The organism is Mycobacterium bohemicum DSM 44277 (genome assembly GCF_001053185.1).
Lineage (GTDB): Bacteria > Actinomycetota > Actinomycetes > Mycobacteriales > Mycobacteriaceae > Mycobacterium > Mycobacterium bohemicum.
Genome location: NZ_CSTD01000005.1, coordinates 140927 through 167130 on the forward strand (window position 1 = coordinate 140927; position 26204 = coordinate 167130).

General features: G+C 69.2%; 22 protein-coding genes and 3 pseudogenes. 10 read left to right on the forward strand and 15 right to left on the reverse strand.

The features are described from left to right. The first annotated feature begins 135 nt into the window (after positions 1 to 135). On the forward strand, positions 136 to 651 hold the full coding sequence (locus tag BN971_RS20550) for a hypothetical protein (RefSeq protein WP_085179715.1): 516 nt from the start codon (positions 136 to 138) through the stop codon (positions 649 to 651). A gap of 80 nt (positions 652 to 731) precedes the next feature. Next, on the forward strand, positions 732 to 1085 hold the full coding sequence (locus tag BN971_RS20555) for a VOC family protein (protein ID WP_085179714.1): 354 nt from the start codon (positions 732 to 734) through the stop codon (positions 1083 to 1085). 16 nt (positions 1086 to 1101) lie between these two features. Here BN971_RS20555 and BN971_RS20560 read toward each other — a convergent pair whose 3' ends face one another. Continuing rightward, entirely contained in the window at positions 1102 to 1368 is a 267-nt protein-coding gene (locus BN971_RS20560) for a YdeI/OmpD-associated family protein (protein WP_085179713.1), read from the reverse strand. A 24-nt stretch (positions 1369 to 1392) separates the two neighbouring features. Further along, positions 1393 to 2278 (reverse strand): annotated as a pseudogene (locus BN971_RS20565) (SCO6745 family protein). 78 nt (positions 2279 to 2356) lie between these two features. Here BN971_RS20565 and BN971_RS20570 point away from each other — a divergent pair. Further along, positions 2357 to 3397: a ketopantoate reductase family protein gene (locus BN971_RS20570; RefSeq protein ID WP_085179711.1), complete on the forward strand. Its 1041-nt coding sequence runs from the start codon at positions 2357 to 2359 to the stop codon at positions 3395 to 3397. A 215-nt stretch (positions 3398 to 3612) separates the two neighbouring features. Continuing rightward, complete coding sequence (locus BN971_RS20575; RefSeq protein WP_085179710.1) at positions 3613 to 6588, forward strand: aminotransferase class I/II-fold pyridoxal phosphate-dependent enzyme; 2976 nt, start codon at positions 3613 to 3615, stop codon at positions 6586 to 6588. On the opposite strand, the gene BN971_RS20580 is transcribed toward BN971_RS20575, so the two are convergent. Next, positions 6575 to 7150: a hemerythrin domain-containing protein gene (locus BN971_RS20580; RefSeq protein WP_085179709.1), complete on the reverse strand. Its 576-nt coding sequence runs from the start codon at positions 7148 to 7150 to the stop codon at positions 6575 to 6577. The two genes, BN971_RS20575 and BN971_RS20580, sit on opposite strands and share 14 nt — an antisense overlap. A gap of 91 nt (positions 7151 to 7241) precedes the next feature. Beyond that, a complete protein-coding gene (locus BN971_RS20585; RefSeq protein WP_085179708.1) occupies positions 7242 to 8486 on the reverse strand; it encodes an MFS transporter in 1245 nt (414 codons plus the stop codon). A gap of 206 nt (positions 8487 to 8692) precedes the next feature. Here BN971_RS20585 and BN971_RS20590 point away from each other — a divergent pair, with 206 nt between their 5' ends. Continuing rightward, on the forward strand, positions 8693 to 8971 hold the full coding sequence (locus BN971_RS20590; RefSeq protein WP_085179707.1) for a hypothetical protein: 279 nt from the start codon (positions 8693 to 8695) through the stop codon (positions 8969 to 8971). Positions 8972 to 8978: 7 nt separating this feature from the next. On the opposite strand, the gene ctaD is transcribed toward BN971_RS20590, so the two are convergent. Further along, positions 8979 to 10718 (reverse strand): aa3-type cytochrome oxidase subunit I, encoded by a 1740-nt coding sequence (gene ctaD, locus BN971_RS20595; RefSeq protein ID WP_085179706.1) that lies wholly within the window; start codon positions 10716 to 10718, stop codon positions 8979 to 8981. A 194-nt stretch (positions 10719 to 10912) separates the two neighbouring features. Here ctaD and BN971_RS20600 point away from each other — a divergent pair, with 194 nt between their 5' ends. Then, entirely contained in the window at positions 10913 to 12094 is a 1182-nt protein-coding gene (locus BN971_RS20600; RefSeq protein WP_169718555.1) for a DUF5005 domain-containing protein, read from the forward strand. 35 nt (positions 12095 to 12129) lie between these two features. On the opposite strand, the gene BN971_RS20605 is transcribed toward BN971_RS20600, so the two are convergent. After that, positions 12130 to 12738 carry a TetR/AcrR family transcriptional regulator gene (locus BN971_RS20605; protein ID WP_169718554.1) on the reverse strand — a complete coding sequence of 203 codons (609 nt, stop codon included), beginning with the start codon at positions 12736 to 12738 and terminating at the stop codon, positions 12130 to 12132. Between the two features lie 96 nt (positions 12739 to 12834). Here BN971_RS20605 and BN971_RS20610 point away from each other — a divergent pair, with 96 nt between their 5' ends. Beyond that, a complete protein-coding gene (locus BN971_RS20610) occupies positions 12835 to 14085 on the forward strand; it encodes a cytochrome P450 (RefSeq protein ID WP_085179703.1) in 1251 nt (416 codons plus the stop codon). A gap of 19 nt (positions 14086 to 14104) precedes the next feature. On the opposite strand, the pseudogene BN971_RS20615 reads toward BN971_RS20610, so the two are convergent. The 3 genes and pseudogenes from BN971_RS20615 to BN971_RS20625 form a co-directional block, all read right to left on the reverse strand. Next, positions 14105 to 15306: pseudogene (locus BN971_RS20615) on the reverse strand (GNAT family N-acetyltransferase). Positions 15307 to 15354: 48 nt separating this feature from the next. Further along, entirely contained in the window at positions 15355 to 16566 is a 1212-nt protein-coding gene (locus tag BN971_RS20620) for an acyl-CoA dehydrogenase family protein (protein ID WP_085179701.1), read from the reverse strand. A gap of 25 nt (positions 16567 to 16591) precedes the next feature. After that, a complete protein-coding gene (locus BN971_RS20625; protein WP_085179700.1) occupies positions 16592 to 17203 on the reverse strand; it encodes a TetR/AcrR family transcriptional regulator in 612 nt (203 codons plus the stop codon). 182 nt (positions 17204 to 17385) lie between these two features. Between BN971_RS20625 and BN971_RS20630 the strand changes: the two genes are divergently transcribed. Further along, the gene (locus tag BN971_RS20630; RefSeq protein ID WP_085179699.1) at positions 17386 to 18714 is read left to right on the forward strand and encodes a sensor histidine kinase; all 1329 of its coding nucleotides are present in this window, start codon (positions 17386 to 17388) and stop codon (positions 18712 to 18714) included. Between the two features lie 55 nt (positions 18715 to 18769). On the opposite strand, the gene BN971_RS20635 is transcribed toward BN971_RS20630, so the two are convergent. The 6 genes from BN971_RS20635 to BN971_RS20660 all read right to left on the reverse strand — a co-directional run bounded on the left by BN971_RS20635 (position 18770) and on the right by BN971_RS20660 (position 24544). Then, a complete protein-coding gene (locus tag BN971_RS20635; RefSeq protein ID WP_245836574.1) occupies positions 18770 to 19150 on the reverse strand; it encodes a hypothetical protein in 381 nt (126 codons plus the stop codon). Between the two features lie 51 nt (positions 19151 to 19201). After that, positions 19202 to 20542 carry an aromatic ring-hydroxylating oxygenase subunit alpha gene (locus BN971_RS20640; protein ID WP_085179698.1) on the reverse strand — a complete coding sequence of 447 codons (1341 nt, stop codon included), beginning with the start codon at positions 20540 to 20542 and terminating at the stop codon, positions 19202 to 19204. A 21-nt stretch (positions 20543 to 20563) separates the two neighbouring features. Next, a complete protein-coding gene (locus tag BN971_RS20645) occupies positions 20564 to 22348 on the reverse strand; it encodes an N-acyl-D-amino-acid deacylase family protein (protein WP_085179697.1) in 1785 nt (594 codons plus the stop codon). A 98-nt stretch (positions 22349 to 22446) separates the two neighbouring features. Then, complete coding sequence (locus tag BN971_RS20650) at positions 22447 to 23595, reverse strand: phosphotransferase (protein WP_085179696.1); 1149 nt, start codon at positions 23593 to 23595, stop codon at positions 22447 to 22449. Between the two features lie 58 nt (positions 23596 to 23653). Beyond that, the gene (locus BN971_RS20655; protein ID WP_085179695.1) at positions 23654 to 24103 is read right to left on the reverse strand and encodes an ATP-binding protein; all 450 of its coding nucleotides are present in this window, start codon (positions 24101 to 24103) and stop codon (positions 23654 to 23656) included. A 63-nt stretch (positions 24104 to 24166) separates the two neighbouring features. Further along, positions 24167 to 24544 (reverse strand): STAS domain-containing protein, encoded by a 378-nt coding sequence (locus BN971_RS20660; RefSeq protein ID WP_090350523.1) that lies wholly within the window; start codon positions 24542 to 24544, stop codon positions 24167 to 24169. Positions 24545 to 24877: 333 nt separating this feature from the next. Between BN971_RS20660 and BN971_RS20665 the strand changes: the two are divergent. Further along, a pseudogene (locus BN971_RS20665) lies at positions 24878 to 25229 on the forward strand (cytochrome b); the annotation flags it as partial. Between the two features lie 66 nt (positions 25230 to 25295). Beyond that, entirely contained in the window at positions 25296 to 26189 is an 894-nt protein-coding gene (locus tag BN971_RS20670; protein ID WP_085179854.1) for a fructose bisphosphate aldolase, read from the forward strand. Positions 26190 to 26204: the final 15 nt, after the last annotated feature.

Sequence of the window (26204 nt, forward strand, 5' to 3'; positions counted from 1 at the left end):
TTTCGCACCCCGGCGTGCCGCGCGGCCCCCCGGCCCGCGGTTTACCGGTTGTGCGCGACGGGTAACACCACGAGCAACAACCTGATTCGGTAGCCGCCACCGCACGTCGGCGCGAAACCGCAGGAAGGATTGACCGTGGGCGCCAAGCACCGCATGACCAGCCGCACTCAGCAAAGACGATCGCGCGCCGATGGGGGAGCGCGACGGGCGCTGTCCGGCGTCGCGGGCGCGTGCGAAGTAATCGCCGCCTCCGTGCTGTGCGCGTCGGCCGTGGGTCTGATCGTCAACGTCGAGCCGGAAAAGCGATCGCTGGTGGCCGACGAGGGCCCGGCGGCCGTCTCCCAGCCGGTGCGCCAGCAGGGAACCGTGATCGCGGTGTCGGCGGACTCCGTGACCGCCCGCAGTCCCGACGGGTACACGCAGACCTACCTGCTCACCCCGGACACCGCGCTCATCACCAGGGCCGGTGCTCGCACCGCGACGGCCCCTGGACATTTCGCGCTCAACGAGCGCGTGGACATCGTCGGGACGATCCGCGGCGGCACCGCGCTGGCGACGGCCGTCGCCGACCAAGACGCCGGACGCGGCGACGGGCCGCCGATGGATTTCGATGTCGCTCAACCGGCGAGCACGGCTCCGGGCGCCGCGTAGCCGAGGCGACGGGCCAACCGGCCCCGCACCGGGCTGCCTCCCCCTAGTATTTGGGGGCGTTCGAGCCACGGGAGGCAGCCATGAGCGACCACGAAGTGAAGATGATCGTCCTGTCGACGGATGATCTGGACGAATCGATCCGGTTTTACACCGAAACCTTGGGCATGTCGCTGAAGTTCCGCGACGGGGCCCACTTCGCGGCCCTCGACGGCGGCGCGGTCACCCTCGCGCTGGCGACCGCCGTCGACCATCCCATCCCCGGCCGGGTCGTCGTCGGCATCAAGACCGCCGACGTCGATGCCGCGGCCAACGCGGTCGAGGCCGGCGGGGGCGCCATCGTCAAGGCCCCTTACGACGACGCCCACGAGCGTCGCGCCGTCGTGTACGACAACAAGGGCAACGGCCTGGTCTTCTATAAGTCGTTAGGCCGCTGACCGCGCCGAGCCCCGGCTAACGGCCGGTCCGTTCGCGGTGCTTGCACCCCGGCCAGCAGCAGGGCCGCCGCTTGCCCTCCTCCAACTCCTCTTGGGTGCGTCGGATGCGGCGCTGCCGGGTCGCGTCCTGCTTGGCGTCCTCGACCCAGCAGATGAACTCGTTGCGCGCCAGCGGCGTGATGTCCTTCCAGGCGGCCAGCGCCGCGGCGTTGCCGATCAGCGACTCGCGCAGATCCGCCGGCAGCTCGTGCACCACTCCACCCGGCACTCGGTGGTTCGCCATGGCCCCCAGGGTAGCCGCCACCAGCTAGTGGGCGGCCAAATGTGCGCTGCCGTCGTGCAATTCGTCGCGGCCCAACGCCATCGGGGTGAGCGCCGGGACGTCGCCGGCGGCGACGACGGCCCGGGTGATGGGAGTCAGCGTTTGAAACAGCGTCTCCACCTCGTCGTCGGTGAGCGCGTGCAGCGCCGACAGGCCCAGGGCGTCGGTGGTCGACTCGATCTCGTCTTTCAGTTCGCGGCCGGCGCGGGTCAGCGACCCGTCGTCGTGCAGCAGGCCGCGCGCGGCCAGCGCGTGCACGTGGTCGCGCCACGCCGCCTCGTCGTAATCGCGGGTGCGCGCGATGTAGTCCCGCGGGACTCCGCCGGCCGCGGCGTGCAGCACGTTGGATTCCCGGCCGGAGATGCCGGCGGCCGTCAGGGCCGCCACGTGTGCGTCGCCGCGCTGTTCGCGCAGCAGCGTCGTCGCGTGCCACGGGCCACGGCAGCGCCCGGTTCGCGGCGAACAGCGGCCGGCCGTCGAGCGGGGCGTTGCGCGCGGCCTGGGCGGCCAATTCGGCGGCCAATTCGACGGCGGAGCCGAGGTTCTCATTCGTGTCGAGCCCGTACCGGCGCAGCGCGGCGACCGCCGACTCGTGCCGCGCGCGCAGGGCGGCCTCCGGACCGGCGATCTGCCACGCCGCCGGCAGCGCCTTCGCGACGCGCTCGGGAGCGAAGTTGTAGAAGATCGCGGTGACCACCTCGGTGGCCACCGTGCCCAGTGGCGCCGAGCGCGCGGCGAAATAACCCATCCAGAATCCGCGGTAGCCCAGCTCGTCCAGCGCGGCCCGCGCCTCGGGCGCGAAGTAGGTCACGGCGTGTATCGGCTCGAATCGATCGAAGAAGCGCCGCGCCAATTTCGGTTCTCTGTGCACTCCTGGCAGTAAACCACCCGGCCCGCCGACGTACTCTCGCGGATTGTGTCCCCGACCGACGACCCAAGGCCCAGCGAAATGTCAACCGACCACCGATACGTGATCATCGGCGCCGGCGCGATAGGCGGCACGGTGGGCGCGGTGCTCGCCCGCGCCGGGATTCCCGCGGTGTTGGTGGCGCGCGGCGAGCATGCGCAGGCGCTGGCGTCCGACGGCTTGACGCTGCGGACTCCCGACGGCACCTTGCGCATCGCCGTGGCCGCGGCGTCGCGGCCCGACGACGTGGAGTTGACCTCCCGCGACGTGCTGGTCTTTGCGACCAAGACTCAGCAACTCGACACGGCGTTGCAGGACTGGGTTGATCGCCCCGTCTGCGACGACGGTCGACCCGCCGGGACCGCCGGCGAGCGACTGCCGGTGATGACCGCGCTCAACGGCGTTGTCGCCGAGGAGAAGTCGCTGCGCTACTTCCGGCGGGTGTTCGGTATCTGCGTCTGGATGCCCGCCGTGCATCTGAAGCCCGGCGAGGTGATCGTGCGGTCCTGGCCGCTGGCCGGCCAGTTCCACATCGCTCGGTGGCCCGCTTCGGCCCGCACGCCGGAGGACGCGACCCTGCTGGCGCGGCTCGCCGAAACGTGGAGCGATGCCGGAATTCGTGTATCCCTGCCCAAGGACGTCGCGCCCTGGAAGTACAACAAGCTGCTGAGCAACCTGGGTAACGCGGTGGGCGCGTTGACCGCCGAGGCGGCCGGTGATCTGGTCACCGCGGTGCGCGCCGAGGGGCAAGAGGTGTTGCGGCGCGCCGGCATCGAATTCGTCTCGTTCGCCGATTCCACCGCGGCGCGCGCCAACGGACCGACGGTCCGGCCAGTCCCCGGATGGGACGGCGGACCGAGCAACTCGACCTGGCAATCGTTGAGCCGCAGCACCGGAGACGCCGAAACGGACTTCCTCAACGGAGAGATCGTCAGAATCGCGCACCGCCACCGCGGCACGGCTCCCCGGAACGCGGCGCTGGCACGCGCGGTGCGGATGGCACTGCGCGACGGCGGCAGCCCGGGCGGGTACTCGGCCGCGCAGCTGGCGGAGCTGCTCGGCATCAGTGCCCCGTCACTCTGATCGCTCGAATCGACGGCCGGGCGAAAGTTGCTCTTCCCAAACGGTTTAAGCCGTCGGTCAAATCCGAGGTGTTGACCGCGGGTGAAGGCCTGTCCCGCCGTAATCGGACGGACACGCGTTGTTTGCCTTCCGTCTACCACGGGGCGGGCTGCATTTGCGACCCTTGACCGACTCCGCACGGCGGAGCCGCTCGTAACGCCCGAAAAGAGGTGGCCATGACAGAACACCTGCGCGCCTACAACAGCCTGTGGCAGGTCCGCAGCGACTCGTGGTGCCGATTGGAAGAGGCCGCCGACCGGTTGACGCGCCCGTCCACCACCGGGGCGCTGAAGGAGAAATGGGCCAACGCCTGCCGGGAGCTGCTGGGTCGCCTGAGTACCCTGGAGCCCTACTGGGCCTATCCCGGCTCACCCCAATTCGCGCGTTTGCAAAGGCTTTTCGCGGCCGGCAGCTACGACAAGTTCGCGCAGACCGTCGGGCAGGTCAATCGCGCGCTGACCACGGAATCCTACCGCTCGGGCGACGTGGACAACGCCGGCACCGACGACCTGGACATGTTCCCGTCCGACCCGCGCCAGCTCGTCGAACACCAGCCGGCGTCCCAGCGTGACCGGCCCTACTTCGAGGTGCTCGTCGTCGAGAAGATGACCGAGGACCAGGAGCGCGCGCTCCGCAGCGAAGTGCGCAAATGGCGACGGCCCGACGACGAATTCGTCTACGAGCTGGTGGTGGTGTCCAGCGGGGACGAGGCGCTCATCGCCGCCCGGCTCAACGTGAACCTGCAGGCGGTGGTGATCAGGCGGCGTTTCTCGCACCAGTCAACCCGGGACCTGTCGGCGCTGTCGGAATTCGTCGACACCGAGGTGTCGAACGAACTGGCGGACCACCAGACGCCCGAGGAGCGAGCGCAGATCCTCGCCGTTTCCCTGTCGAACCTGCGGCCGGAGCTGGACCTGTACCTGATGACCGAAATCGATGTGGAGGACATCGCCGGCCGGCTCGGCCAGTATTTCCGCCGGGTGTTCCACGCCCGCGAAGGCATGCTGGAGCTGCACCTGTCGATCCTGCACGGGGTGGCCGCGCGCTACCGCACGCCGTTCTTCAGCGCGCTCAAGCAATACAGCCACCGGCCGACGGGAGTCTTTCACGCCCTGCCCATTTCGCAGGGCAAGTCGATCGTGAACTCGCACTGGATCAAGGACATGGTCGGCTTCTACGGCCTGGACGTGTTCATGGCCGAGACGTCGGCGACGTGTGGCGGGCTCGACTCGCTGCTGGAGCCCACGGGGCCGCTGCGGGAAGCCCAGCAACTGGCCGGGCAGGCCTACGGCTCGCGCCACACCTACTTCGTCACCAACGGGACGTCCACGGCCAACAAGATCGTCACCCAGGCTCTGGTCGCGCCCGGCGACATCGTGCTGTTGGACCGCAACTGCCACCAGTCGCATCACTACGGGATGATGCTCGCCGGAGCGAATGTCGTTTACCTGGAGGCATATTCACTCAACGAATACTCGATGTACGGCGCGGTGCCCCTGCGGGAGATCAAGTCGAAATTGTTGGCGCTCAAGCGCGCCGGCAAGCTCAACAGGGTCAAGATGATGTCGCTGACCAACTGCACCTTCGACGGGATCGTCTACGACGTCGAGCGCGTCATGGAGGAGTGCCTGGCGATCAAGCCCGACTTGGTGTTCCTGTGGGACGAGGCCTGGTTCGCGTTCGCGCGCTTCCACCCGGTTTATCGCACCCGGACCGCGATGGCCGCCGCCCGGGCGCTGCGCGAGCGGCTCCAGGACCCCGATTACCGGCGACGGTACGAGGAGTCGTTGGCCGGGGAAGGGGCCGCGGGCAAGACCGACGACGAGGACCTGTTGGAACGGCGGCTCATTCCGGATCCGGCGCGCGCCCGGGTGCGGGTGTACGCCACCCAGTCGACGCACAAGACGCTGACCGCGCTGCGGCAGGGATCGATGATCCACGTCTTCGACCAGGATTTCGACCAGAAGGTCGCCGAGCCGTTCCACGAGGCCTACATGGCGCACACCTCCACCTCGCCCAACTATCAGATCCTCGCCTCGCTGGACCTGGGCCGGCGGCAGGTGGCGCTCGAAGGCGTCGAACTGGTGCAGCGGCAGATCGAGAACGCGATGCAGTTGCGCGACGCGATCGACAACCATCCGCTGCTGAGCAAGTACATGAGATGCCTTCGCACGTCGGACCTGATCCCGGAGCGGTACCGTCCGTCGGCCATCGCGCAGCCGCTTCGGTCGGGGCTTCGCAACATGATGGCCGCGTGGGATCAGGACGAGTTCGTGCTCGACCCGTCGAGGATCACCTTGTTCATCGGCCATACCGGTTATGACGGCGACACTTTCAAGCGCCAGCAGCTGATGGACCGCTACGGGATCCAGATCAACAAGACGTCGCGCAACAGCGTGCTGTTCATGACGAACATCGGCACCACGCGCAGCTCGGTCGCCTTCCTGGTGGAGGTCCTGGTCAACATCGCGCGCGAGCTCGACCAGAATATCTCCGAGATGAGCCTGGGCGAGCGCGAGCAGTTCGAGCGCGCCGTCTTCCGGCTCACCGAAATGCCTTTGCCCCTACCCGATTTCAGCGGTTTCCATCCCGCGTTCATGGACCACAGCGGAAGCAAGCCCACGCCCGAGGGAGACGTCCGCCGCGGGTTCTACCTGTCCTACGACGACACGAACTGTGAGTACCTGAGGGGCGAGCAGATCGACGAGAAGCTGGACGCCGGATACGAGGTCGTGTCGGCCACCTTTGTCACGCCCTACCCGCCCGGCTTTCCCGTGCTGGTGCCCGGCCAGGTGTTCAGCCGCGAGATCCTGCAGTTCATGCGCGACCTGGACACACCCGAAATCCACGGCTATCTGCCGAACTTCGGCTACCGCGTCTACACCGACAAGGCCGTCGAAATCGCCAGCGCCAGCGCCGGTTTACCGCCCAACGGCCACGGCTCCGCCGCGCCGCCGGCGACGGCACGGACCAAATCGTCGAAGAGGAAGCCGCCGCGCCGCGGCGGAAGTGACGACGGCGGCAGCGTTCCCGAAATCGGGCAGGAAGAGCTGATCGGCCAGCAGGTTCCCGGCGACGCGGTGTCACCGGCTCCTCCGCCCACCGGCCCGGACGTCGTCGAGGTCGGTGCGGCGGAACTCACCGGCCCTTGAGGCTGCCGATGCCCAGCGAACCGTCGTCGCGCTTGTCCGGCGCGGGGTTCTCGATCTCCTCGACGTAGCGCCTGGGGTCACGGTCGACGATCGGGACTCCCTCGGTGGTGGGATGGGAGGCCATGAACTCGCCGTATTGGCGCCCGAGTGCCTCTCGGAGCCCGATGGGCGCGTGGCGGCGGAAGTCCGAAAGTCCTTGCCGTTCCTCTTCGGCCATGTGATCGTCGTTGGCCACTCGGGCGTCGCCGACCGCCTCCCACCACGCGTCGCTGCCCACCGGTGAGCCGTTGGCGGCGCGCACCGCATCGCGAATGTCGTTGTGGTCGCCGATCGCGTCGATCGTCTCACCCTCGGGATCGTCGGCGCCCCGCTTGAGCAGCTGCGGGTAGAAGATCTTCTCTTCGATGTAGGCGTGCACGTCGAGCTTGTCCGCGAGCGGTCGCCACACCCGCTCGAGCGCGCCGCGGTTCACCGGTGTCCGGGCCTGCAGTTCGTCCAGGCTGGCGAATTGTTCGCGGAACCACTCGTGGTCCGCGAGGATCAAACTGGTGATGTCAGCCACTCGCACCCCGTCTATTGATGGCCGTCGAACGTTTGCGGCCATCGTGTCCCATGCCGGCGGAGCCAGTCAACCGCTCCGGCTGGAATGGGTGTCACGGCCCGGGCATCCGGTGGCCGATTGGCTTGCCGCGGTGCGCGTTTCGTCTCAGGCGCACGGCTCTGCCGACGGCGGTCGCGGCCGCGACCGCGGCCAAAGCGAGCAGGATCAGCGCCGACACCGTCGGGGAGCCGACCACGGTGAGCAGCAGTGGCAAGGCAAAGCCGACGTAGGTCACCGCGTAGAACGCGCCGACGAGCGCGCCGCGCACCCGGGGCGGCGCCGCGGTCTGCAGATCGATCAATCCCTCGCGGAGGCACAGACCGGACGCACACCCCAATACCAGCAGCAGCGGCAGGCCCATAGCCAGCGACATGGTCGGCGGCGCCGCCGCGGAAGCGGCGTAGCCCAGCGCCGCCAGCACCGCCCCCACCGTGCCGGCCTGGGGACCCCACGCGCGGGCGCGCGCGGCCACCTGGACAAGCCCGCTGACACCGTTGACAAGCAGCGTCGCCGTGCCGGCCGCCAGTGGAGCAGACAGCGCGGTGTGCATGCGGGCCGGGAGCGTGACGAACCCGAGGGTCGCCGACGCGAAAACCCACGGCGCCAGGGGCATCGCCCACCCCAGGGCCCACCCGACGCCGTGCCGCGCGTGCGCCGCGTGCTCGGGGTCGCGCGCCGCGGCCGACGCGCCCGCGTCCTGCGGCGTGACCGCCGCGATGCCCATCGCCAGCACGAGCAGCCCGGCGGCGATCCAGAACGACAGGCCGACGCCGGGCCGCCCGGCGCCGGCGACCGCTCCCGCGATGAACGGGCCCACCGCGAACCCGGCGATCAGCACCGCCCCGGCGGTGGCCGCGCCCGGCGTTCCCCTCAGGTCCGAGGCCCATGCCGTGCCGGAACTCATCGCCAGACCGACGCCCAGCCCGACGACAAAACGGCCCACCAGCAACGGGAAGGAGTGCTCGGAGACCACCATCGCCAGCGTCCCCACCAGGGCGGCAGCCGCGCCCGTCAGGGCGACCGGCCGCCGCCCCCACGCGTCGGACGTACGCCCGCCCACCACCAGCCCGGGGAGCAAACCGAGCGCGTAGATCCCGAAGATGGCGTCGAGCATGGCCGGGCTCATGTGCTGGCTGTCGCTGATCGCGGGCATCAACGCCACGAAGTGACTGGCGGCCCAGCCCATCGCGAACAGCAGGAACAAGACCGCGGCGAACAGCGTCGCATTCGATCCGTCCCGCCCGCGTGCCTGAAGTTCCGTCCGGCCTGCCAGGCCGGTCGCCCCGTTCGACCCCATCCAATGCCCTCCCCCTAGCCACCCGTGGCCGGCCGGCCTCCGTTACAGCCGGACCGACGGGGAAGGTATTCCCGCCGCAGGGGGCCGCACGCGTTTCGAATGTGACGCGTCCGGGCCGTCAGCAAACGGCGGGTGAGCGGCCGGCGTTTAGAATTTCGGGGCTTTGGTGAAAACGTAGCAACCCCTCCCATCCAGAAAGGCAACCGATGAAGCAAGCCTCACGGGCCATGATCGCCGCCGCCGTGCTGCTGTTCAGCGCATGTTCGCCCTCCCAAGTCATCAACACCGGCGGTGACACGAAGTGCAAAGACTTCACCACGCAGGACGAGAAGAAGCAGAACGACGAAGTCAGCAAGATGCTGAAGGACAAGAGCGGGGCCGACCCGACCAGCCTGGAGATCTCGGCGACGCGGCTGTCCGCGACGACCTACTGCCAGACGGTGGGCAAGCCCGACAGCAAGATCTCAGAGGCGCCCCACGGCTGACGCGCCGCTACGAACTCGGCGTCGAGGCGGTCAGCTCGTCGGGCGCAGCCTTCGCGTGGCCGCGACCGACGTAGGCCTCCTCGCGCATCCGTTGCACCATGTGCGGGTAGTGCAGCTCGAAAGCCGGCCGCTCCGAACGGATCCGGGGCAGCTCGGTGAAGTTGTGCCGCGGCGGCGGGCAACTGGTCGCCCACTCCAGCGAGTTGCCGTGGCCCCACGGGTCGTCGACCAGCACCGGCTCCCCGTACCGCCAGCTCCTGAACACGTTCCACGCGAACGGCAGCACCGACGCGCCGAGGATGAAGGCGCCGATGGTGGAGATGAAGTTCAGCGTTGCGAAACCGTCGGTGGGCAGATAGTCGGCGTAGCGGCGCGGCATCCCGGAGTTGCCCAGCCAGTGCTGCACCAGGAACGTGGTGTGGAAGCCGAGGAACGTCAGCCAGAAGTGCAGCTTGCCCAGCCGCTCGTCGAGCAGGCGGCCCGTCATCTTCGGGAACCAGAAGTACACCCCGGCATACGTGGCGAACACGATGGTGCCGAACAGCGTGTAGTGGAAGTGCGCGACGACGAAGTAGGTGTCGCTGACGTGGAAGTCCAGCGGCGGGCTGGCCAGCATCACCCCGGTGAGGCCACCGAACAGGAACGTGACCATGAAGCCGAGCGAGAACAGCATCGGTGTCTGAAACGTCAGCTGCCCCTTCCACATCGTGCCGATCCAGTTGAAGAACTTGATTCCGGTCGGCACGGCGATGAGGAAAGTCATGAACGAGAAGAACGGCAGCAGAACGGCTCCCGTGGCGAACATGTGGTGCGCCCACACCGCCACCGACAGCGCGGCGATCGACAGCGTGGCGTAGACCAGCGTGGTGTAGCCGAAGATCGGCTTGCGGGAGAACACCGGCACCACCTCGCTGATGATGCCGAAGAACGGCAGCGCGATGACGTACACCTCGGGATGCCCGAAGAACCAGAACAAGTGCTGGAACAGGATCACCCCGCCGTTGGACGCGTCGTAGATGTGCGCACCGATGCGGCGATCGGCCTCCAGACCGAACAGCGCGGCGGTCAGCAACGGAAAGATCATCAGGACAAGCACGCTGGTGACGAAGATGTTCCAGGTGAAGATCGGCATCCGGAACATGGTCATACCGGGCGCGCGCATGCACACCACCGTGGTGATCATGTTCACCGCCCCCAGGATGGTGCCCAGGCCGCCGACCCCGACGCCGAGGATCCACAGGTCGCCGCCGGAGCCGGGCGTGTGCACCGAATTCGACAGCGGCGTATAGGCGGTCCAGCCGAAGTCGGCCGCACCCCCGGGCATGATGAAGCCGCTCAACGCGATCAGCGCGCCGAACACGAACAGCCAGAACGACAGGGCGTTCAGGCGCGGGAAGGCCACGTCGGGCGCGCCGATCTGCAGCGGCAGCACCAGGTTGGCGAACCCGAAGACCACGGGCGTCGCATAGAACAGCAGCATGGCCGTGCCGTGCATGGTGAACAGCTGGTTGTACTGCTCGTTGGACAGGAACTGCAGCCCGGGCCTGGCCAGCTCGAGGCGGAGGAAGAGCGCCATCAGGCCGCCGATGAAGAAGAAGATGAAGCAGGCGACCATGTACATGATCCCGATCATCTTGTGGTCGGTGGTGCTGATGATCTTGTAGATCAGGTTGCCCTTCGGGCCCGTTCGCGCCGGAAACGGCCGACGGGCCTCCAGATCACCGACGGGCGGCGCCTCAGCGGTCATGAACTACCTCCCTGCAACTCAGCATCGCCCCCAGCAAATGACAAGCGGCCCAAGTATTCCGGCCGGTCCGCGGACGGCCCTAGGGCCAAACGTCCCTAATTTCGCTGCGCGTTTGGTCACGCCCGCGCCACAACAAAGTGAGGCTTACCTTCCCCCGGCGTCCGTATCGAGCAAATCTGGCTTATGGTGTGCTCGTGTGGCGGGCCGGCCGATTCCTCGTCGTCCTCATCGCGACGGCGGCCGCACTCGGGCTGGTCATCCCGAGCTCAAGCGGCCGCGGCGCGTGGCCCGCGCCGCCCGCCGTGACCGGGGCCGCACCGCTCACCTGCCTGCAGGCCGCGCTCACCGGCTACGCGGACTCCGGCACCGGCTGGACGGGCGGGGACTCGACCTGGTCGGCGCCGCTGCCCGGCGACCGGGAGGTGCTTGCCTTCTCGGACACCTTCCTCGGACCCATCACTCCGCCGAGCCGGCCGCCCGGCGCGGCGTTCGTGCACAATTCCCTCGTCGTCCGCGATGCGCAGGGCCACTGGTCGACCGTCGTCGGCGGGAGCCCCGACCACCCCGCGGCATTGATCGAGCCGGCCGATCCCGCGCACTGGTTCTGGCTGGGCGCGGCCACCTTCGCCGCCGGGGCGTTGCAGGTTCCGCTCACCGAGTGGAGCGGCACCGGGCCGGGCCCGCTTGACTTCGGGTTCGTCGGGTCATGGCTGGCGCGCTTCGAAGGGAGCGACCTGCGGTCGGCCCCCACCATCATCCCGCTGCCGCGATCGCGCGGGATTCAGTGGGGACAGTGGGTGCAGCCCGCGGGTCGGTGGACGTACGTCTACGGCGTGGAGAGCGCCGGGGAGGGCAAGTACCTGCACGTTGCCCGCGTTGCGGGAGCCGATCTGCGCCAAGCCTTTTCATTCTGGAACGGCCGGGAATGGTCCCCGTCCGAGTCCGACTCTGCGCGGGTGGCCGACGGCGTCTCCGCGGAGCTGTCGGTGCACCCGCTGCGCGACGGGGTGTACCTGCTGACAACGATGGAGGGCGGGAAGCTGTTCACCGACCGCCTCGTCGGCCGATTCGGTTCTTCGCCGACGGGACCGTTCGGGCCGGCGGTCACCCTCTACCGGACCCCCGAGGGCGGTGCCTCGGGACTGTATCGCGACCCGGAGGTCTACACCTACAACGCGCACGCGCACCCGGAGCTCTCGACGCCGACCAGCCTCGTCATCTCCTATGACGTCAACAGCCTCGACACCTCGCCGGGGGGAGACGTGTACCGCCAGGTGAGCATCTACCGGCCGCGCTTCGTGGTGGTGTCGTTGCGCTGGAACGGCGGCTCAAACGCCGGGCCGGCGGTCGCGGCCACCCGGCGGCCCTGTCCTTGACCCGAAAGCGTTGCGCCCCGAGCGCTTCGGCGCTCTCAGATAGCGGCCGCCGCCCCGCGCGCGGTGGCGGTGAGGGTCGCGATGATTCGCTCTTCGTCGGTGTCAAGGTCGCGCTGCAGCCACGCCACGATGAGGTCGGTGGTCCCGGCGACCAGCGCGCGCGTGGCCAGCATCCGGTCGACGGACGGCTTCGGCCGGCCGCTGAAGGACATCGCGTCGGCGGCCATGCGCTCGGTGAATCTGCGCACCGCGCGCTGCTGGCATTCGCGCAACCGGGGAAATCCGGGGCACTCCATGTACAGCCGGGCGTCCGCGGGGTCCGACGCCAAGGTGTGCACGACCGCGCGCAGCGTGCCCTCGACGCGATCGGCGAGCGGAGCGGTGGTCAGCACCTCCTCCATCTGGGCGCCCAACCGGCCGAACAACTCCTCGGCGCACGCGTCCAGCAGGTCGTCCTTGGTCGCGAATTCGGCGTAGAAGTACCGCTTGCTCAGCGCGGCGCGCTGGCACACCAGGTCGACGGTCAGCGGCGCCACACCGCCGTCGGCGATGAGCGTGCGGGCGGCCTCCAGCAGGCGGAGCCGCCGGTCCTGCGACCGCTGCTGTGCGCTCAGTCCGCCGTACGTGCGACCCACCGCCGTCATGACCACATCTTGACCCATCTGTCGGCGCGCCCCCATAATCTGAAACGCAATCGTTCCACATCGTGGATGCGTCGCACCAGACCCCAAGGAGACCGCATGGGCACCCGGATCATCGACGAGGCCGCGCGGGTCCTGGCCGAGCCGCTGGCCTACACCGACGAAAAGCGGCTGCACGACGCGCTGGCTCACCTGCGGGCGCACGCTCCGGTGTCCTGGGTCGACGTCAGGGGTTACCGGCCGTTCTGGGCGATCACCAAGCACGCCGACATCATGGACATCGAGCGCCAGAACGACCTGTTCACCAACGATCCTCGCCCCCTGTTGATGATCGCCGAGGGCGAGGACATGTTGCGCACGCAGATGGAGGCCGGGATCGGCCTGCGCACGCTGATCCACATGGACGACCCGCTGCACCGCGACATGCGCAAGATCGGAGCCGACTGGTTCCGTCCGAAGGCGATGCGCGACTTGAAGATCCGCGTCGACGAACTGGCCAAGATCTACGTCGAGAAGATGGTCGAAAAGGGTCCCGAGTGTGACTTCGTGCAGGAGGTCGCGGTCAACTACCCGCTGTACGTGATCCTGTCGCTGCTCGGGCTTCCGGAGTCGGACTTTCCGCGCATGCTCAAGCTCACGCAGGAGATGTTCGGCGGAGATGACATGGAGTTTCAGCGGGGCGGCTCACCCGAGGACATGCTCGCCGTGCTGCTGGACTTCTTCAACTACTTCGCGGCACTCACCGCGTCGCGCCGCGAGCACCCGACCGAGGACCTGGCCTCGGCGATCGCCAACGCCACGATCAACGGAGAACCGTTGTCGGACATGGACACCGCGTCCTACTACGTGATCGTGGCCAGCGCGGGCCACGACACCACGAGCGCCGGAATCGCGGGCGGCATGCTGGCGCTGGTGGAGAACCCCGGCGAGCTGGCCCGGCTGCAGCGGGATCCCGGCCTGATGGGCACCGCCGTCGAGGAGATGATCCGCTGCGTGGTACCGGTCAAGGAGTTCATGCGGACCGCGCAGGCCGACACCGAGGTGCGCGGCGTGCCGATCGCCAAGGGCGAGTCGGTGCTGCTGTCCTATGTGTCCGCCAACCGCGACGAGGACGTGTTCTACGACCCGATGCGCTTCGACGTCGGCCGTGACCCCAACAAGCACCTGTCGTTCGGATACGGCGTGCACTTCTGCCTGGGCGCCGCGCTGGCGCGCATGGAGATGAACAGCTTCTTCTCCGAGCTGGTGCCGCGGATCAGGTCGATCGAGCTGGCCGGTGAACCCGAGCTGATGGCGACCACCTTCGTCGGCGGGCTCAAGCACTTGCCGATTCGCTACTCGCTCACGTGAATCGCGGCCCGGCGCCGCGTCAGAAGTAGAACCCGGCATGGGGTGCGTCGGGCACCGCGAACAGCCGGTCGGCCACGGCCAGCGCCGCGGGGTCGTCGGCGCGGACCAGGCCGGCGACCTCGCCCCGCCGAGCAGGACGGCGCCGAGGCCCTCGATGGCGACGTGTAGCTGCGCGGGCCGCTCCGTTGGCTCGGCGCCCTCCCCGGAAACGGTGAAGCTCGCCGAATTCGCCGCAAGCATCGGGTCATTCACCGCGATCGTGACCTCCCCGCCCGCCGCGTAGCGGCGCTCAGACAGTGCCCGGCCGGCGTCGATCACGCGCAGCCAGGTTTCGTCGTGCACCGCGGTGACCCGCGCGGCCCGCCGATCGGCCAGCAGCCACGGCAGCGGGTCGTCGACGGCCAGCATCCAAAAGAGCACGCGGTCAACCAAATCCAGATTGAGCAGGAAACGCAGCAGGCCGAGGTAGGCCACCACGGTGGGGGCGAAGAAATCCTCGACCACGATGGTGCGCTGCTGGCTGACGAACCACGCCTCGGTGTCGATGGGCCGGTAGCGGGCGAAACCCGATTCCGTGCCGGGCTCGCCGTGTACCGCGACATAGTAAGCGCCCGAGGATGATTCGGTGCGCAGCCGAAGTCCCTGCCACCACACGTCCGGGCGATCGATCGTTCCGGGTCGCGACGGTCGGTTTCGCGCGTAGATCCCGGGCAGGACGTCCCACGCTTGCGCGGGGTCCAGCAGCCGCACGGGCCCACCGTCCGCGACACCGGGTCGAAGCGCGGCCCGCGCCGTCTGTACCTCCACCGACTGCGACGAGCTGGCCACCCCGTAGCCGTACCTCCCGTAGATGGTCGCCTCGGAGGCCCGCAGTGTCGCCACGACCTCGCCGCGGGCGGCGCAGTCGGACAACTGGTGACGCATCAGGTCGGTGGCGACGCCTTGCCGGGTGAACGACGGCAGCACCCCGATGTGGGTGACGGCGGCGTGGGCCACGATCGATCCGCCGGGCAGCGTGAGCCGGCTGGTGACCGCGTCGGCGGTGCCGACGAGCCGGTCGTCGACGAACGCGCCCACCGTGCGGCCCGGCTCGAGCAGCGTGGCGATCTGGCCGGGCCGCAGGTTCGACAGCGGCGGGAAACCCACCATGGCGGTGCGGAACACGTTCAGCGCGGCGACCAGATCGTCCTCATCGTCGAGGACGCGGATCTCGGGGGTCATAGCGCCATCATGGCGCGTGGCCCCGGCGGCGCCCGCAACGCGGTGGCGTTAGCGGATCGGCAGCCCCGTCAGCGCGCGAGAGATCACCAGGCGCTGGATCTCGCTGGTCCCCTCGAAGATGGTGAAGATCTTGGCGTCCCGGTGCATCCGCTCCACCGGGTAGTCGCGGGTGTACCCGTTGCCACCCAGGATCTGGATGGCCTCGTCGGTGACGTAGACGGCGGTTTCGCTCGCCACCAGCTTGGCCATCGAGCCCTCCGCGGAGTCGAAGTTGTGGTTGTTGCGCGCCATCCAGCCGGCCCGCCACACCAGCAGCCGGGCCGCGTCGATCCGGCTCTTCATGTCGGCCAGCTTGAACGCGACGGCCTGGAACTCGCCGATCTTGCGGCCGAATTGCTCGCGCTGGCAGGCGTATTCGAGGGCGTACTCGTACGCGGCGCGCGCGACGCCGACGGCCATCGCGCCGACGGTGGGCCTGGTGCGCTCGAAGGTCTTCATGGCGGCCTGACCACCGGCGGAGGCGCCGGACTTGACCCGGGCGATGCGCGCCTCGAACTTCTCCCGGCCGCCGAGGATCGCGTCCTCGGGCAGGCGCACGTTGTCGAGCACCACCTCGGCGGTGTGCGACGCGCGGATCCCGTGCTTCTTGAATTTCTGGCCCTGCGACAGCCCCTTGGCGCCCGGCGGGATCACGAACGTGGCCTGGCCGCGGGTGCCGAGCTCGGGATACACCGACGCCACCACGATGTGCACGTTGGCGATGCCGCCGTTGGTGGCCCAGGTCTTGGTGCCGTTGAGCACCCACTCGCCGGCCGCCTCGTCGTAGCGTGCGCGGGTGCGGATCGCGCCGACGTCGGATCCCGCATCGGGCTCCGACGAGCAGAACGCGCCGAGCTTGGGGTCGTCGGGCGTGCCGAACATCTCGGGCAACCAGCGGCCCAGCTGTTCGGGAGTTCCGTTGCCCGCCAACGCCGCAGCCGCCAGCCCGGTTCCCAGGATGGACAGCGCGATGCCGGCGTCACCCCAGAACATCTCCTCGAAGGTGGTGATGAAGCCCAGACCGGTCGGCTCGGCCGCCTGCTGCGCGAAGAAGTCGGGGGAATACAGCCCCACCTTCGCGGCCTCCCGGATCACCGGCCACGGGGTCTCCTCCCGTTCGTCCCATTCGGACGCGGCCGGGCGGATGACCTCGGCCGCGAACTTGTGCACCCAGTCGCGCACCTCGATCACGTCGTCGCTGAGTTGCAGTGAAAAAGTCACGATCGTTCCCCTGATGTGTTGGTGTTCAACGGTTTCCGTGCTGGGCCAGGACGCTCATCGTCTGGGTGACCCAGGCCTCGAAGTAGCGTTCCTCGTCGATGTTGCCGGGCGTGCGGCCGGTCAGCGCCTGCAGCGTGGCTGCATAGGACAGCGCGCCGATCGCCACGGCCGCGGCGGCCTCGGGATCGGGAATGCTGGTGCGGCCGCTGCGGTTGCTCGCGGCCAGCTCGTCGGCGAAGCGCTGATAGGCGTTGTCGGTGATGACCTGCCACGTCTTCTCGTCGAGGTCGCCCAGCTCGTCGGGCTCGCGCAGCATGACCTTGAGCAGGTCCTCGCTCTGCTTCAAGTTGTCCCAGATCAACCGCCCCGCGGTGCGAACCGCATGCTCCACACCGCCCGGCTCACCGGCGTCGTACTCCTCCCGGGCGGCCACGATGCTGTCGATCCGGTGCGAGACCGCGGCCTCCAACAGTTCGCGCTTGGAGCCGAAGTGTTTGTAGAGCGCACCCGACCCGGGCGCCAGCCCGGACGCGCGCTGGATGTCGGCGACCGAGGTGGCCGCATACCCCTTCGCGGCGAAGAGCCTCAGCGCCGCGGCGAGCAGCCGGTCACGGCCCCGGGTCGGCTCGGTGAGCATGGGGAGAGAGTACTCACTCACCACCGCGGCGGGCAAGTCGCGGCGCCCGGTCTGCCGGCCGGGCCCGTGCGCTGCCGGGGGCGAAGCCACGCCGGCTGATATCTTGGGCGTCGGTCCGGCACTTCGAGCGCGCACTGACTGGAGCCCCGATTATTCGCCTACCTCGGCATGTACAGCTGCCGATGCGGGTGCTCTCGCTTCGGACGATCGTCATCGTCGCCGCGTTGTCGGTGATCGCCCTCGTCCTGGCGCTGGGGGCGTGGGTGTGGATCGGCGTCACCAACGACCAGTACAGCCAGCTCGACCGCCGCCTCGACTCGGTCACCAGCCTGGGCGACATCAACTCGCTGATCAACACCGCGCAGCTCGCCAACGCCGATCGCCCGATGCCGGACGGGAACCTGGTGCGCACGGCGCGCATCGGTGACGTGACGGTGTCGGTGCCCGGCAACATCGTGCTGCCCAAGCTGCCCAACGGGTACGCGAACACCACGATCAACGGCGTGCAGTACCGCGTCCGCACCTTCAGCGCGGGTCCGGCCTCGATAGCCCTGGCGGCCCCGCTGGCCGAGGCCCAGCACCGGATCAACGAGCTGCACATGCGGGTGCTGCTGATCTGCGCCAGCGTCATCGGCGGCACCGTCGTCGTCGGGTGGGTGATCTCGCTGATCATGGTCAACCCGTTCCTGCTGCTGGCGCAGCAGGCCCGCGCCATCAACGCCCAGTCCAGCCCAGACGAGGTTCAGGTGCGCGGCGTGCGCGAGGCCGTGGAGATCGCCGAGGCGGTCGAGGGCATGCTGGCCCGCATCGGCAACGAGCAACAGCGCACCAGGGCCGCCCTGGAATCGGCCCGCGACTTCGCCGCCGTCGCGTCGCACGAGCTGCGCACCCCGCTGACCGCGATGCGGACCAACCTCGAGGTGTTGACCACCCTGGAGTTGGGTCCCGACCAGCGCCACGAGGTGATCGGTGACGTGATCCGCACGCAGAGCCGCATCGAGGCCACCCTGACGGCGCTGGAGAGGCTGGCCCAGGGCGACCTGACCACCGTCGACGACTTCGTCCCCTTCGACATCACCGAGCTGCTGGACCGCGCCGCGCACGACGCGCTTCGGATCTATCCCGGCGTGCGGGTGTCTCTGGTGCCGTCGCCGACGGTGTTGATGATCGGGTTACCCACCGGGCTGCGGCTGGTGATCGACAACGCGATCGCCAACGCGGTCAAGCACGGCAGCGCGACCGAAATCCAGTTGCGCGTGGCCAGTTCCGGCGAGGGTGTGGAGATCGCGGTCGACGACAACGGCACCGGTGTGCCCGAGGCCGAACGCACCGCCGTCTTCGAACGCTTCTCCCGCGGTTCGACGGCCTCGCGTTCGGGTTCCGGGCTGGGCCTGGCCCTGGTGGCTCAACAGGCCGAATTGCACGGTGGCACAGCGTCTTTGCACACCAGCCCGCTGGGCGGCACCCGCCTGCTGCTGAGGCTGGCCGGCGACGGGCGCGGCCCCGCCTAGTAGTTCGGCATCGAGCTCGAGGCGGTCTGTCACCACGACCGCGACCGAGGCGGACTCACAACGGCGCGGTCTGCTGGGCGAGGTTGAGCAACACGTAGGCCATGCAGAACAGGAAGTTCAGGACGACGAGCACCAGTCCGGCGAAAAGCAGGGAGCGGGCGCTGCGCCGCTTGAGCCGCTTGTACTTCGCCAGGCGCGCCTCGCGGTCCAGTTGCATCGCGATCAGCGCGAAATTGACGTCCGTGACCTCACCGTCGGCGACCGGCGCACCCGCCAGCATCGCGCGCAGCCGCTCCGGCGCCGTCCGGACCCCCACCCGTTCGAACCGCTGACACAGCCGCCGCGCCCGCCGACGGCCGAGCGCCGGATATCGCATCTGCAGCTGATGCGATAGGTGCCGTCGTTCGTCACCCCAAGCGTTGGACGGGGTCGTCACAAGCGGGAGTCTAATTCGACTCGGACCGATTTCGGGAGTGCCCGGGGGCAATTACGTCGGCGGAGTTTCGCCCCCGGTCATCCGCTCGGATTCGGGCACTTCGAGATAGCGCTCGAGGTTGCGATGGGTGTTGATCACGCGCCGCTCCTCATTGGAGAGCACCAGGTGGGTGAGGCCGGGCTGGTGCAGGCCGCGCTGCAGCCCCGCCAGGATCCGGATGTCCTGGGTGAGCACCAGTCCCGGCTCGGCGTCCGCCGCGCCGGCGCGGACGTCGTTAGGCTTCGTTCGCGGCGCCCCCGGCGGCATCCGCGTCATCAGGAAGATGACCATCTCGCCATGGTCGGGGTCGCGACCCGGCCGGGAGCACATGACCGTCAGGTGGTCGGCGGTGGCCAGCAGCGTCATGTTGGGGAAGACGTTGTACTGGTGCAACCGGGTGATCCGGTCGGTGTCGGCCCAGTCCAGGTTCACTCCGCGGCCGGCCGCGAATGCCCGGGTGCGCGCGGCGACCAGGTCCGCAACCGTCTGCCCCGGCCGGCGCTCGTCGGCGGGGAACGGGGTGCCCTCGGCCGCGCCCATCAGGGCGCCCTGGGTGTAGACGTAGGCGTCCCACACCTCTTCGTCGGTCAGCGTGCCGTCGAAGCGTGGGCTCGGCACGCCGTAGGGCTGGTCCGACTTTCCCGTGTGACCCCAGATCCGCTGCGGCGCGTGAACGTCGTCGACGCAGCGCAGCAGTTCGGGGTGCAGGGTCTGGACGTGGTAGGTCTCGCTGTAGCCGTCGGCGATCGTTTTCCAGTTCGCGTCGACGTCGACCGTGAGCGTGGCGTAGCAGTGGAAATCGCTCAGGTTGCACCAGGCGATGTCGTCGGGCACCGCTTCCAGGTATTCGGTCAACGGCATCGCCGCCGGATCCAGGTTGACGAAGACCAGCCCCGCCCAGGTGTCGACCCGCGCCGCCAGCAGCGGGAAGTCGGACAGTCGGATCGCGCCGAAGCCCTTGCGGCCGGGCACCCGCTTGAGCGCGCCGGCCAGGTCCCAGGTCCAGCCGTGGTAGCCGCATTTCAGCTCGCGCAGGCCACTACCCGATCCCACGCACAGGGAGTTGCCGCGGTGGCGGCACGCGTTCTGGAAGGCCCGCAGCACGCCGTCGTCGCCCCGGACGATCAACACCCCGTACGGACCGCAGCGGTACTCGAAGTAGTCGCCGGGTTCGGCGACGTGGTCGACCATGCAGGCGAGCTGCCACACCCTGGGCCACATCCGCTGCATCTCGAGCGCGGCGAACTCCGGCGAGTAGTAGCGCTCGGCCGGCACCAGGGTCGGCGTCTTCGGCGGGGCGCCGATCGCGTCCTCGTCGCGCGTGCGGGCCCCGTTGCCGGTCACGGTTTCCATCGGCGTTCGGGCGCCTCGCGTCTAGCGCGCTCCCCGCACCAGGCGTCCGGGGCGGGCCCCGGTGTCGACGTCGTTGCGGCGGGTCACCGTGCCGCTGACGATCGTCGCCGAATAGCCGCTCGCCCGCTGCAGGATCCGGTTGCCGCCCGCGGGCAGGTCCCAGGCCATCGCGGCGGGGTGCAGCGTGAGGGCGTCCATGTCGATGACGTTGATGTCGGCCTTCTTGCCCGGCTCGATCGTGCCGCGGTCGGTGAGGCCGAACAGGTGGGCGGTGTCGCGGGACTGCTTGCGGATCACGTATTCCAGTGAGAGCTTCTCGCCGCGGCGCCGGTCCCGTGCCCAATGGGTCAGCAGGAACGTGGGGTAGGAGGCGTCGCAGATCATGCCGCAGTGGGCCCCGCCGTCGGACAGGCCCATCACCCCGGCGGGGTGCATCAGCATCTCGCGGATCGCGTCGCAATTGCCCTCGGCGTAGTTGAACAGCGGCAGCATCAGCATCGCGGTCGCGTTCGACTCCAGCATCAGGTCATACAGGGTGGACAGCGGGTCCTCGCCGCGCGCCTTGGCGATCGCGGCCACGGTGCGGTCCGGGGTGGGCTCGTAGTCGGGCGGATCACCGAGCGCGTAAAGCCGGTGCAGGGAGTACTGCACCAGGGCGAACATCCCGTCGAACAGCAATGTCGGGTCGGCGGGCAGGTCGTCCTCGGACAGGATCGCGGCCTTCACGGCGGGGTCGGCGAGGCGCTGCGCGAGCTCCTCCCGGCTGCACTCGGCCGCCAGCCGACGATAGGTGGGCCGGTGGCTGAAGCCGTGATGCCCCTGGAACCCGATCATCATCCCGAACGGCCGCGCCGCGATCTGGGGGTAGAGCCGGCTGCCGGCCGCATGAGCGTCGGCGGACAGGTCCAGCATCTCGCGCCACAGGTTGGGGTCGGCGTCGACCTGGATCAGCGCGAACGACACCGGCCGGTCGATCTCGCGGCCCAGCCGGCGCATCCACTCCAGTTCCTTCTTGGGGGCGACGATGTCCTCGCCCGCCGCGCCCTGCGGGGCGAGCTCGAACACCGCCTGCCCGCCTGCCGCCATGGCGCGGCCGAGGCCGAACAGCTCTTCCTCGGCGGCGAAGGTTCCGGGCACGGGTTCACCGTCCATCGCGCGGTGGCCCATCGTGCGGGACGTCGAAAATCCGAGCGCCCCGGCCTCGATCGCCTCGGTGACCAGGCGGCCCATCGCCGCGATGTCCTCGGGAGTCGCGGGTTCGTTGCGCGCACCGCGCTCGCCCATCGCGTACGCGCGCACCGCGCCGTGGGCGACCTGGCTGCCCACGTCGATCGCGAACTTCTGCTTGCCGATCGCGTCGAGGTATTCGGGGTAGCTCTCCCAGCCCCAGGTGATGCCCTCGGTCAGCGCGGTGCCCGGGATGTCCTCGACGCCCTCCATCAACGCGATGAGCCAGTCCTCGGTGCCGGGCCGGACCGGGGCGAAGCCGACGCCACAGTTTCCGGTGACGACCGTGGTGACTCCGTGACCGCTCGACGGCTCGAGCAGGCTGTCCCAGCTGACCTGGCCGTCGTAGTGCGTGTGGATGTCAACGAAGCCGGGTGCCACCAATCGCCCTGTGGCATCGATGGTTTCGGCCGCGTCCGCCGTTTCCAGGCCGCCCATGGCGGGGTCGTCGGCGCCGTGTCGGTCCGGAAGGCGAACCACGTCGACGATCTTGCCGTCCTTGATGCCGATGTCCGCGCGATAGCGGGGTGAGCCCGTGCCGTCGACGACGGTGCCACCGGTGATTTTCAGGTCGAACATGAGGCCACTCCTTGGTGCCGGGCGCGGGCACGAAACGACGCATTTCGCTACGCAAGGTAGCGTAACTCGTGCGGTGGGTCCGGCGGTAGATGCAGCGGCTACAGAGCGCCCGTGAGCGCGGCGACGGTCTGGAGGTCGTCGAGCGCGGCCACGCCGCGCCGGAGGCCCTCCATCGCGATGTCGTCGGACTGCATGCCACCGAGTCCCGCGGTGATCAGGGCGGCGACGTAGGCGTAGAGCGCGCCCTGGCGGTAGCGCAGCCAGAGCTCGTCACGGTCCAGATCGGGGCCGCCGGCGGCGGCCAGCGCCCGCCGGTAGTCGTCGAGCAGGTCGCGTTGCGCGGCCCGGCGGTCCTCCGGGGTAAGGCTGGTGACCAGGGTGTAGGCCAGTTCCCGCGACGGGTGCCCGCGGCGCACCGCCTGCCAGTCGAGCAGCCCGGCCTTGCCGTGGCGGAAGTACACGTTGCCGGGGTGGGCGTCGCCGTGCATCACGGTGTGCGGCGGGGTGTCGATGAGCGCGGCCACCGCGCGGTAGTTGTCGGCGATGAAGCGGCCCGCGTCGACCGGGAAGTCCGCGCGGGGGGCGAGTCGCTTGATCGACGCCTTCATCAGCGAACCGGTGAGCAGCGACGTGGCGTCACCCGACGGGGTGTAGAGCCAGCCGAGCGGCCCCCGCCCGTGGGGCGGCAACCCGTCCCAGAAGGTGGCGTGCAGGCCGGCCAGCAATTCCACGACCTGGCTCGCCTGATCGACGGAGAGCGGGTGCAAAGTGTCGGGGAACTCGCACGATCCGGCGGGCAGGTCTTCGAGCACCAGCAGGTAGCGGCCGGTCCACGCGTCGAACGCCGCGCCGTAGGCCCGGGGAACGCCGCTGAGCGCACCGGCCACTTGCGGGGCCAGCTCGGTGTAGAAGCGGACCTCGGTGTGTCCAAGGCGACCCAGTTCGCCCATCAGGCGGGTGCCTGCGGTGGCCGCGGTCAGCTTGACGAAGACCGACCCGGGCACGTCGTCCCCGACCAGCGCGAGACGGCCCCGCGACGACGTCCCGGCGTCGCTGCCGATGACGGTGGCGGAGCCAACGGTGGCCCCCATGACGCCGGACAGGACCGCGGCGTCGAGCTCGCCGACCGCCCGCGGCAATCCGGCCCGGCGTCCCACCAGCGCGTCGATCGCCACGCGGCCGAACCCCTGACTCAGATGAGCGGTCAGGCGCGCCATCGGCACGGCGGCGTGCAGTGGGCTTCTCATATCCGCCCGACAACGTAGCCGACGGCCGCGCCGCCCGGCGCCCCGGCGCGGCGCTCCCTCAGCCGGCGGAGCGGCGACCGGTCACGTCGGTCCAGCTCAGCGTGACGCGTGTCCCCCGTGGGGTGCGGTCGATGATCAGCGTGTCGGCGAGCGCCTGCATGAGCGGGATGCCGCGCCCCCGCAGCTCCTGCCGCGCGCCGGGCGCGCGCGCGACCTGGTATCGCCAGCGGCCGTGGTCATCGACGGTCACGGCCAGCGTGTCGGATTGGGCGTCGTAGCTGGCGTCGACGTCCAGCGTGCCGCGTTGCGGAGAATCGGCGTAGGCGAACTCGGCGGCGTTGGCGATGGCCTCGTTCACCGCCAGCAGCACGTCGTTGAAGCGCTCCGGACCGAGAGAGAAGTGCGTGGCCAACCAGCCGGAGAACTCGGCTCGGGTGCGGGCCGCGCTGCCCGGGTCGGCGGGCACCCGCGAGCGGGCGAAGCGGAATTGGTCGTCGATGTTCGGCATCTCTTGCGGCTGAGGTTCAGAACATCGCGTTGGATCCAGCTAGCGCACCCACACCCGTCGAGCTCAACGACCGGCGAGATCGCTCAGCGCGTCGTCGAGGGTGCTGTACAGGGGGAGGACGGTGTCGATTCCCATGAGTTTGATCGGCCTGCTGGTGGCGGCCCCGTGCGCGACGACCGCGAACCGGGTCGGCGCCACCACTTCCGCTTGCGCGGTCACCAGGACGGTCATGCCGGCCGAGGCGAGGAAATCGACCTTCGAAAGGTCGACGATCAGTGTGGCGGGCCTGGCGGCCGTGGCGGTCTGGATTGCTTCGGACAGCTGAGGGGCACTGAGCATGCCCCCCCCCCCCGCCACGGAGAGGACGACCGCCTCATCCACCTGGTGTTTTCCCACCTGGAAGGGGGTGGGGCCGACAGATTCGCCGGATTGTTCGATCATGCTTATCTCACATTCGTCCCTGCGGGACACCGCTAGCTCTCAGACAGCTACCGCTGACCTGGGGCTGTTGGTTCAACCCCGCCAAACCCGCTCGAGGCGGTAAGACGCTCCCCGATTCCGCAACGTGGTTGCGCAAGCCGCGCGTCCTGTCGATTGTAGGCCACGCGAAAACAACCGCTGTCGACGCGCGCCGGGGCAGGCCTCCGGCAAGCCGTTCGCCGGGCCGGGCGCCCAGCAGTGGCTCGTTCACCGCCGCGCCGGGGAGCCGAAGTCGGCCGGCGCGGTCACGGTCGGCGAGGTGTCCCGATGGCCGCCGAAACCGCCGCCGCCGCAATTTGTTTCGCTGTGCCGTCGCGCATCCTGCACCGGCTGATGGCGCCGATGGTGATCGCGGGGTTGTTCATCGGCGTGACGATGATCGCCTCGCTGGCCTACTACCCGCTGCTGGCGATCCACCGGCCACCGCCGCTCCCGCCCACGATGAGCGCCGCCGAACGCCGCGTCGCGAGTTGGTCGGAGTCCCTGCTCTACGGGCTGCTCCTGGCCCAGCCCATGAGCGGCCGGGCCGCCCCGTCGGCCGCGCGCCTGCCGATCACACCATGTCTGTGCGGTGTCGTTCCACACGCTGGTGCTGCGCGACCGCATCCTCGACCGCATGGCGTTGTGGCCCGCCAAACCGGTAGCGCCACAGGGCCGCCGCCCAGGCCCGGCATATGATCGGCACGACCACCACGAGGAAGTGGAGCTTCTCATGCCGAACCAACAACAAGCGGACCGGATGGCCTCGGGCAAGGGATTCGTCGCGGCACTCGACCAGAGCGGCGGGTCGACGCCGAAGGCGCTGCGGCTGTACGGCATCCAGGACGACGCGTACTCCTCCGAGGAGGAGATGTTCGACCTCATCCACCAGATGCGCTCGCGGATCATCACCTCCCCGGCGTTCAGCGGCGACCGTGTGCTGGCCGCGATCCTGTTCGAGCAGACCATGGACCGCGAGATCGAGGGGCGTCCGTCGACCACCTACCTGTGGGAGACCAAAGGCGTCGTGCCCATCCTCAAGATCGACAAGGGCCTCGCCGACGCGTCCGACGATGCTCAGCTGATGAAGCCGATGCCGGGACTCGACGCGCTGTTGGAGAGAGCGGTCAGCAAGGGCGTGTTCGGCACCAAGGAACGCTCGGTGATCGGCGGCGCCAACGCCGACGGCATCGCCGCGGTGGTCGCCCAGCAGTTCGAGGTGGCCCGCCAGGTGCTCTCGCACGGCCTGGTGCCCATCATCGAGCCGGAGGTGACGATCTCCATCGCCGACAAGGCGCAGGCGGAGAAGATGTTGCTCGACGAAATCGCCAACCACCTCGAGGCCGTGCCCGACGGGCAGCGGGTGATGCTCAAATTGACCCTGCCCTCCGAACCCAACCACTACCGCTCCCTGGTGAACCACCCCAAGGTGATGCGGGTGCTGGCCCTGTCCGGCGGCTACTCCCGCGACGAGGCGAACGAGTTGCTGGCCAAGAACACCGGGGTGATCGCCAGCTTCAGCCGCGCGCTGACGGAGGGACTCTCCATCGACCAGTCCGACGAGCAGTTCAACGCCACCCTGGACAGGGCGATCCAGTCGATCTACGACGCCTCGGTCGCCGGCTGAGCGCTTCTGCGGCCC

What these genes read in the sequence shown, in the direction of transcription:
- BN971_RS20590 (WP_085179707.1), top strand. Translation starts at nt 8,693, where the DNA reads ATGAAGCAAGCCTCACGGGCCATGATCGCCGCCGCCGTGCTGCTGTTC.
- BN971_RS20605 (WP_169718554.1), bottom strand. Translation starts at nt 12,738, where the DNA reads ATGACGGCGGTGGGTCGCACGTACGGCGGACTGAGCGCACAGCAGCGG.
- BN971_RS20655 (WP_085179695.1), bottom strand. Translation starts at nt 24,103, where the DNA reads ATGCCGAACATCGACGACCAATTCCGCTTCGCCCGCTCGCGGGTGCCC.
- BN971_RS20650 (WP_085179696.1), bottom strand. Translation starts at nt 23,595, where the DNA reads ATGAGAAGCCCACTGCACGCCGCCGTGCCGATGGCGCGCCTGACCGCT.
- ctaD (WP_085179706.1), bottom strand. Translation starts at nt 10,718, where the DNA reads ATGACCGCTGAGGCGCCGCCCGTCGGTGATCTGGAGGCCCGTCGGCCG.
- BN971_RS20670 (WP_085179854.1), top strand. Translation starts at nt 25,296, where the DNA reads ATGCCGAACCAACAACAAGCGGACCGGATGGCCTCGGGCAAGGGATTC.
- BN971_RS20625 (WP_085179700.1), bottom strand. Translation starts at nt 17,203, where the DNA reads ATGCTCACCGAGCCGACCCGGGGCCGTGACCGGCTGCTCGCCGCGGCG.
- BN971_RS20640 (WP_085179698.1), bottom strand. Translation starts at nt 20,542, where the DNA reads ATGGAAACCGTGACCGGCAACGGGGCCCGCACGCGCGACGAGGACGCG.
- BN971_RS20570 (WP_085179711.1), top strand. Translation starts at nt 2,357, where the DNA reads ATGTCAACCGACCACCGATACGTGATCATCGGCGCCGGCGCGATAGGC.
- BN971_RS20610 (WP_085179703.1), top strand. Translation starts at nt 12,835, where the DNA reads ATGGGCACCCGGATCATCGACGAGGCCGCGCGGGTCCTGGCCGAGCCG.
- BN971_RS20560 (WP_085179713.1), bottom strand. Translation starts at nt 1,368, where the DNA reads ATGGCGAACCACCGAGTGCCGGGTGGAGTGGTGCACGAGCTGCCGGCG.
- BN971_RS20630 (WP_085179699.1), top strand. Translation starts at nt 17,386, where the DNA reads ATGCGGGTGCTCTCGCTTCGGACGATCGTCATCGTCGCCGCGTTGTCG.
- BN971_RS20575 (WP_085179710.1), top strand. Translation starts at nt 3,613, where the DNA reads ATGACAGAACACCTGCGCGCCTACAACAGCCTGTGGCAGGTCCGCAGC.
- BN971_RS20660 (WP_090350523.1), bottom strand. Translation starts at nt 24,544, where the DNA reads ATGATCGAACAATCCGGCGAATCTGTCGGCCCCACCCCCTTCCAGGTG.
- BN971_RS20555 (WP_085179714.1), top strand. Translation starts at nt 732, where the DNA reads ATGAGCGACCACGAAGTGAAGATGATCGTCCTGTCGACGGATGATCTG.
- BN971_RS20645 (WP_085179697.1), bottom strand. Translation starts at nt 22,348, where the DNA reads ATGTTCGACCTGAAAATCACCGGTGGCACCGTCGTCGACGGCACGGGC.
- BN971_RS20585 (WP_085179708.1), bottom strand. Translation starts at nt 8,486, where the DNA reads ATGGGGTCGAACGGGGCGACCGGCCTGGCAGGCCGGACGGAACTTCAG.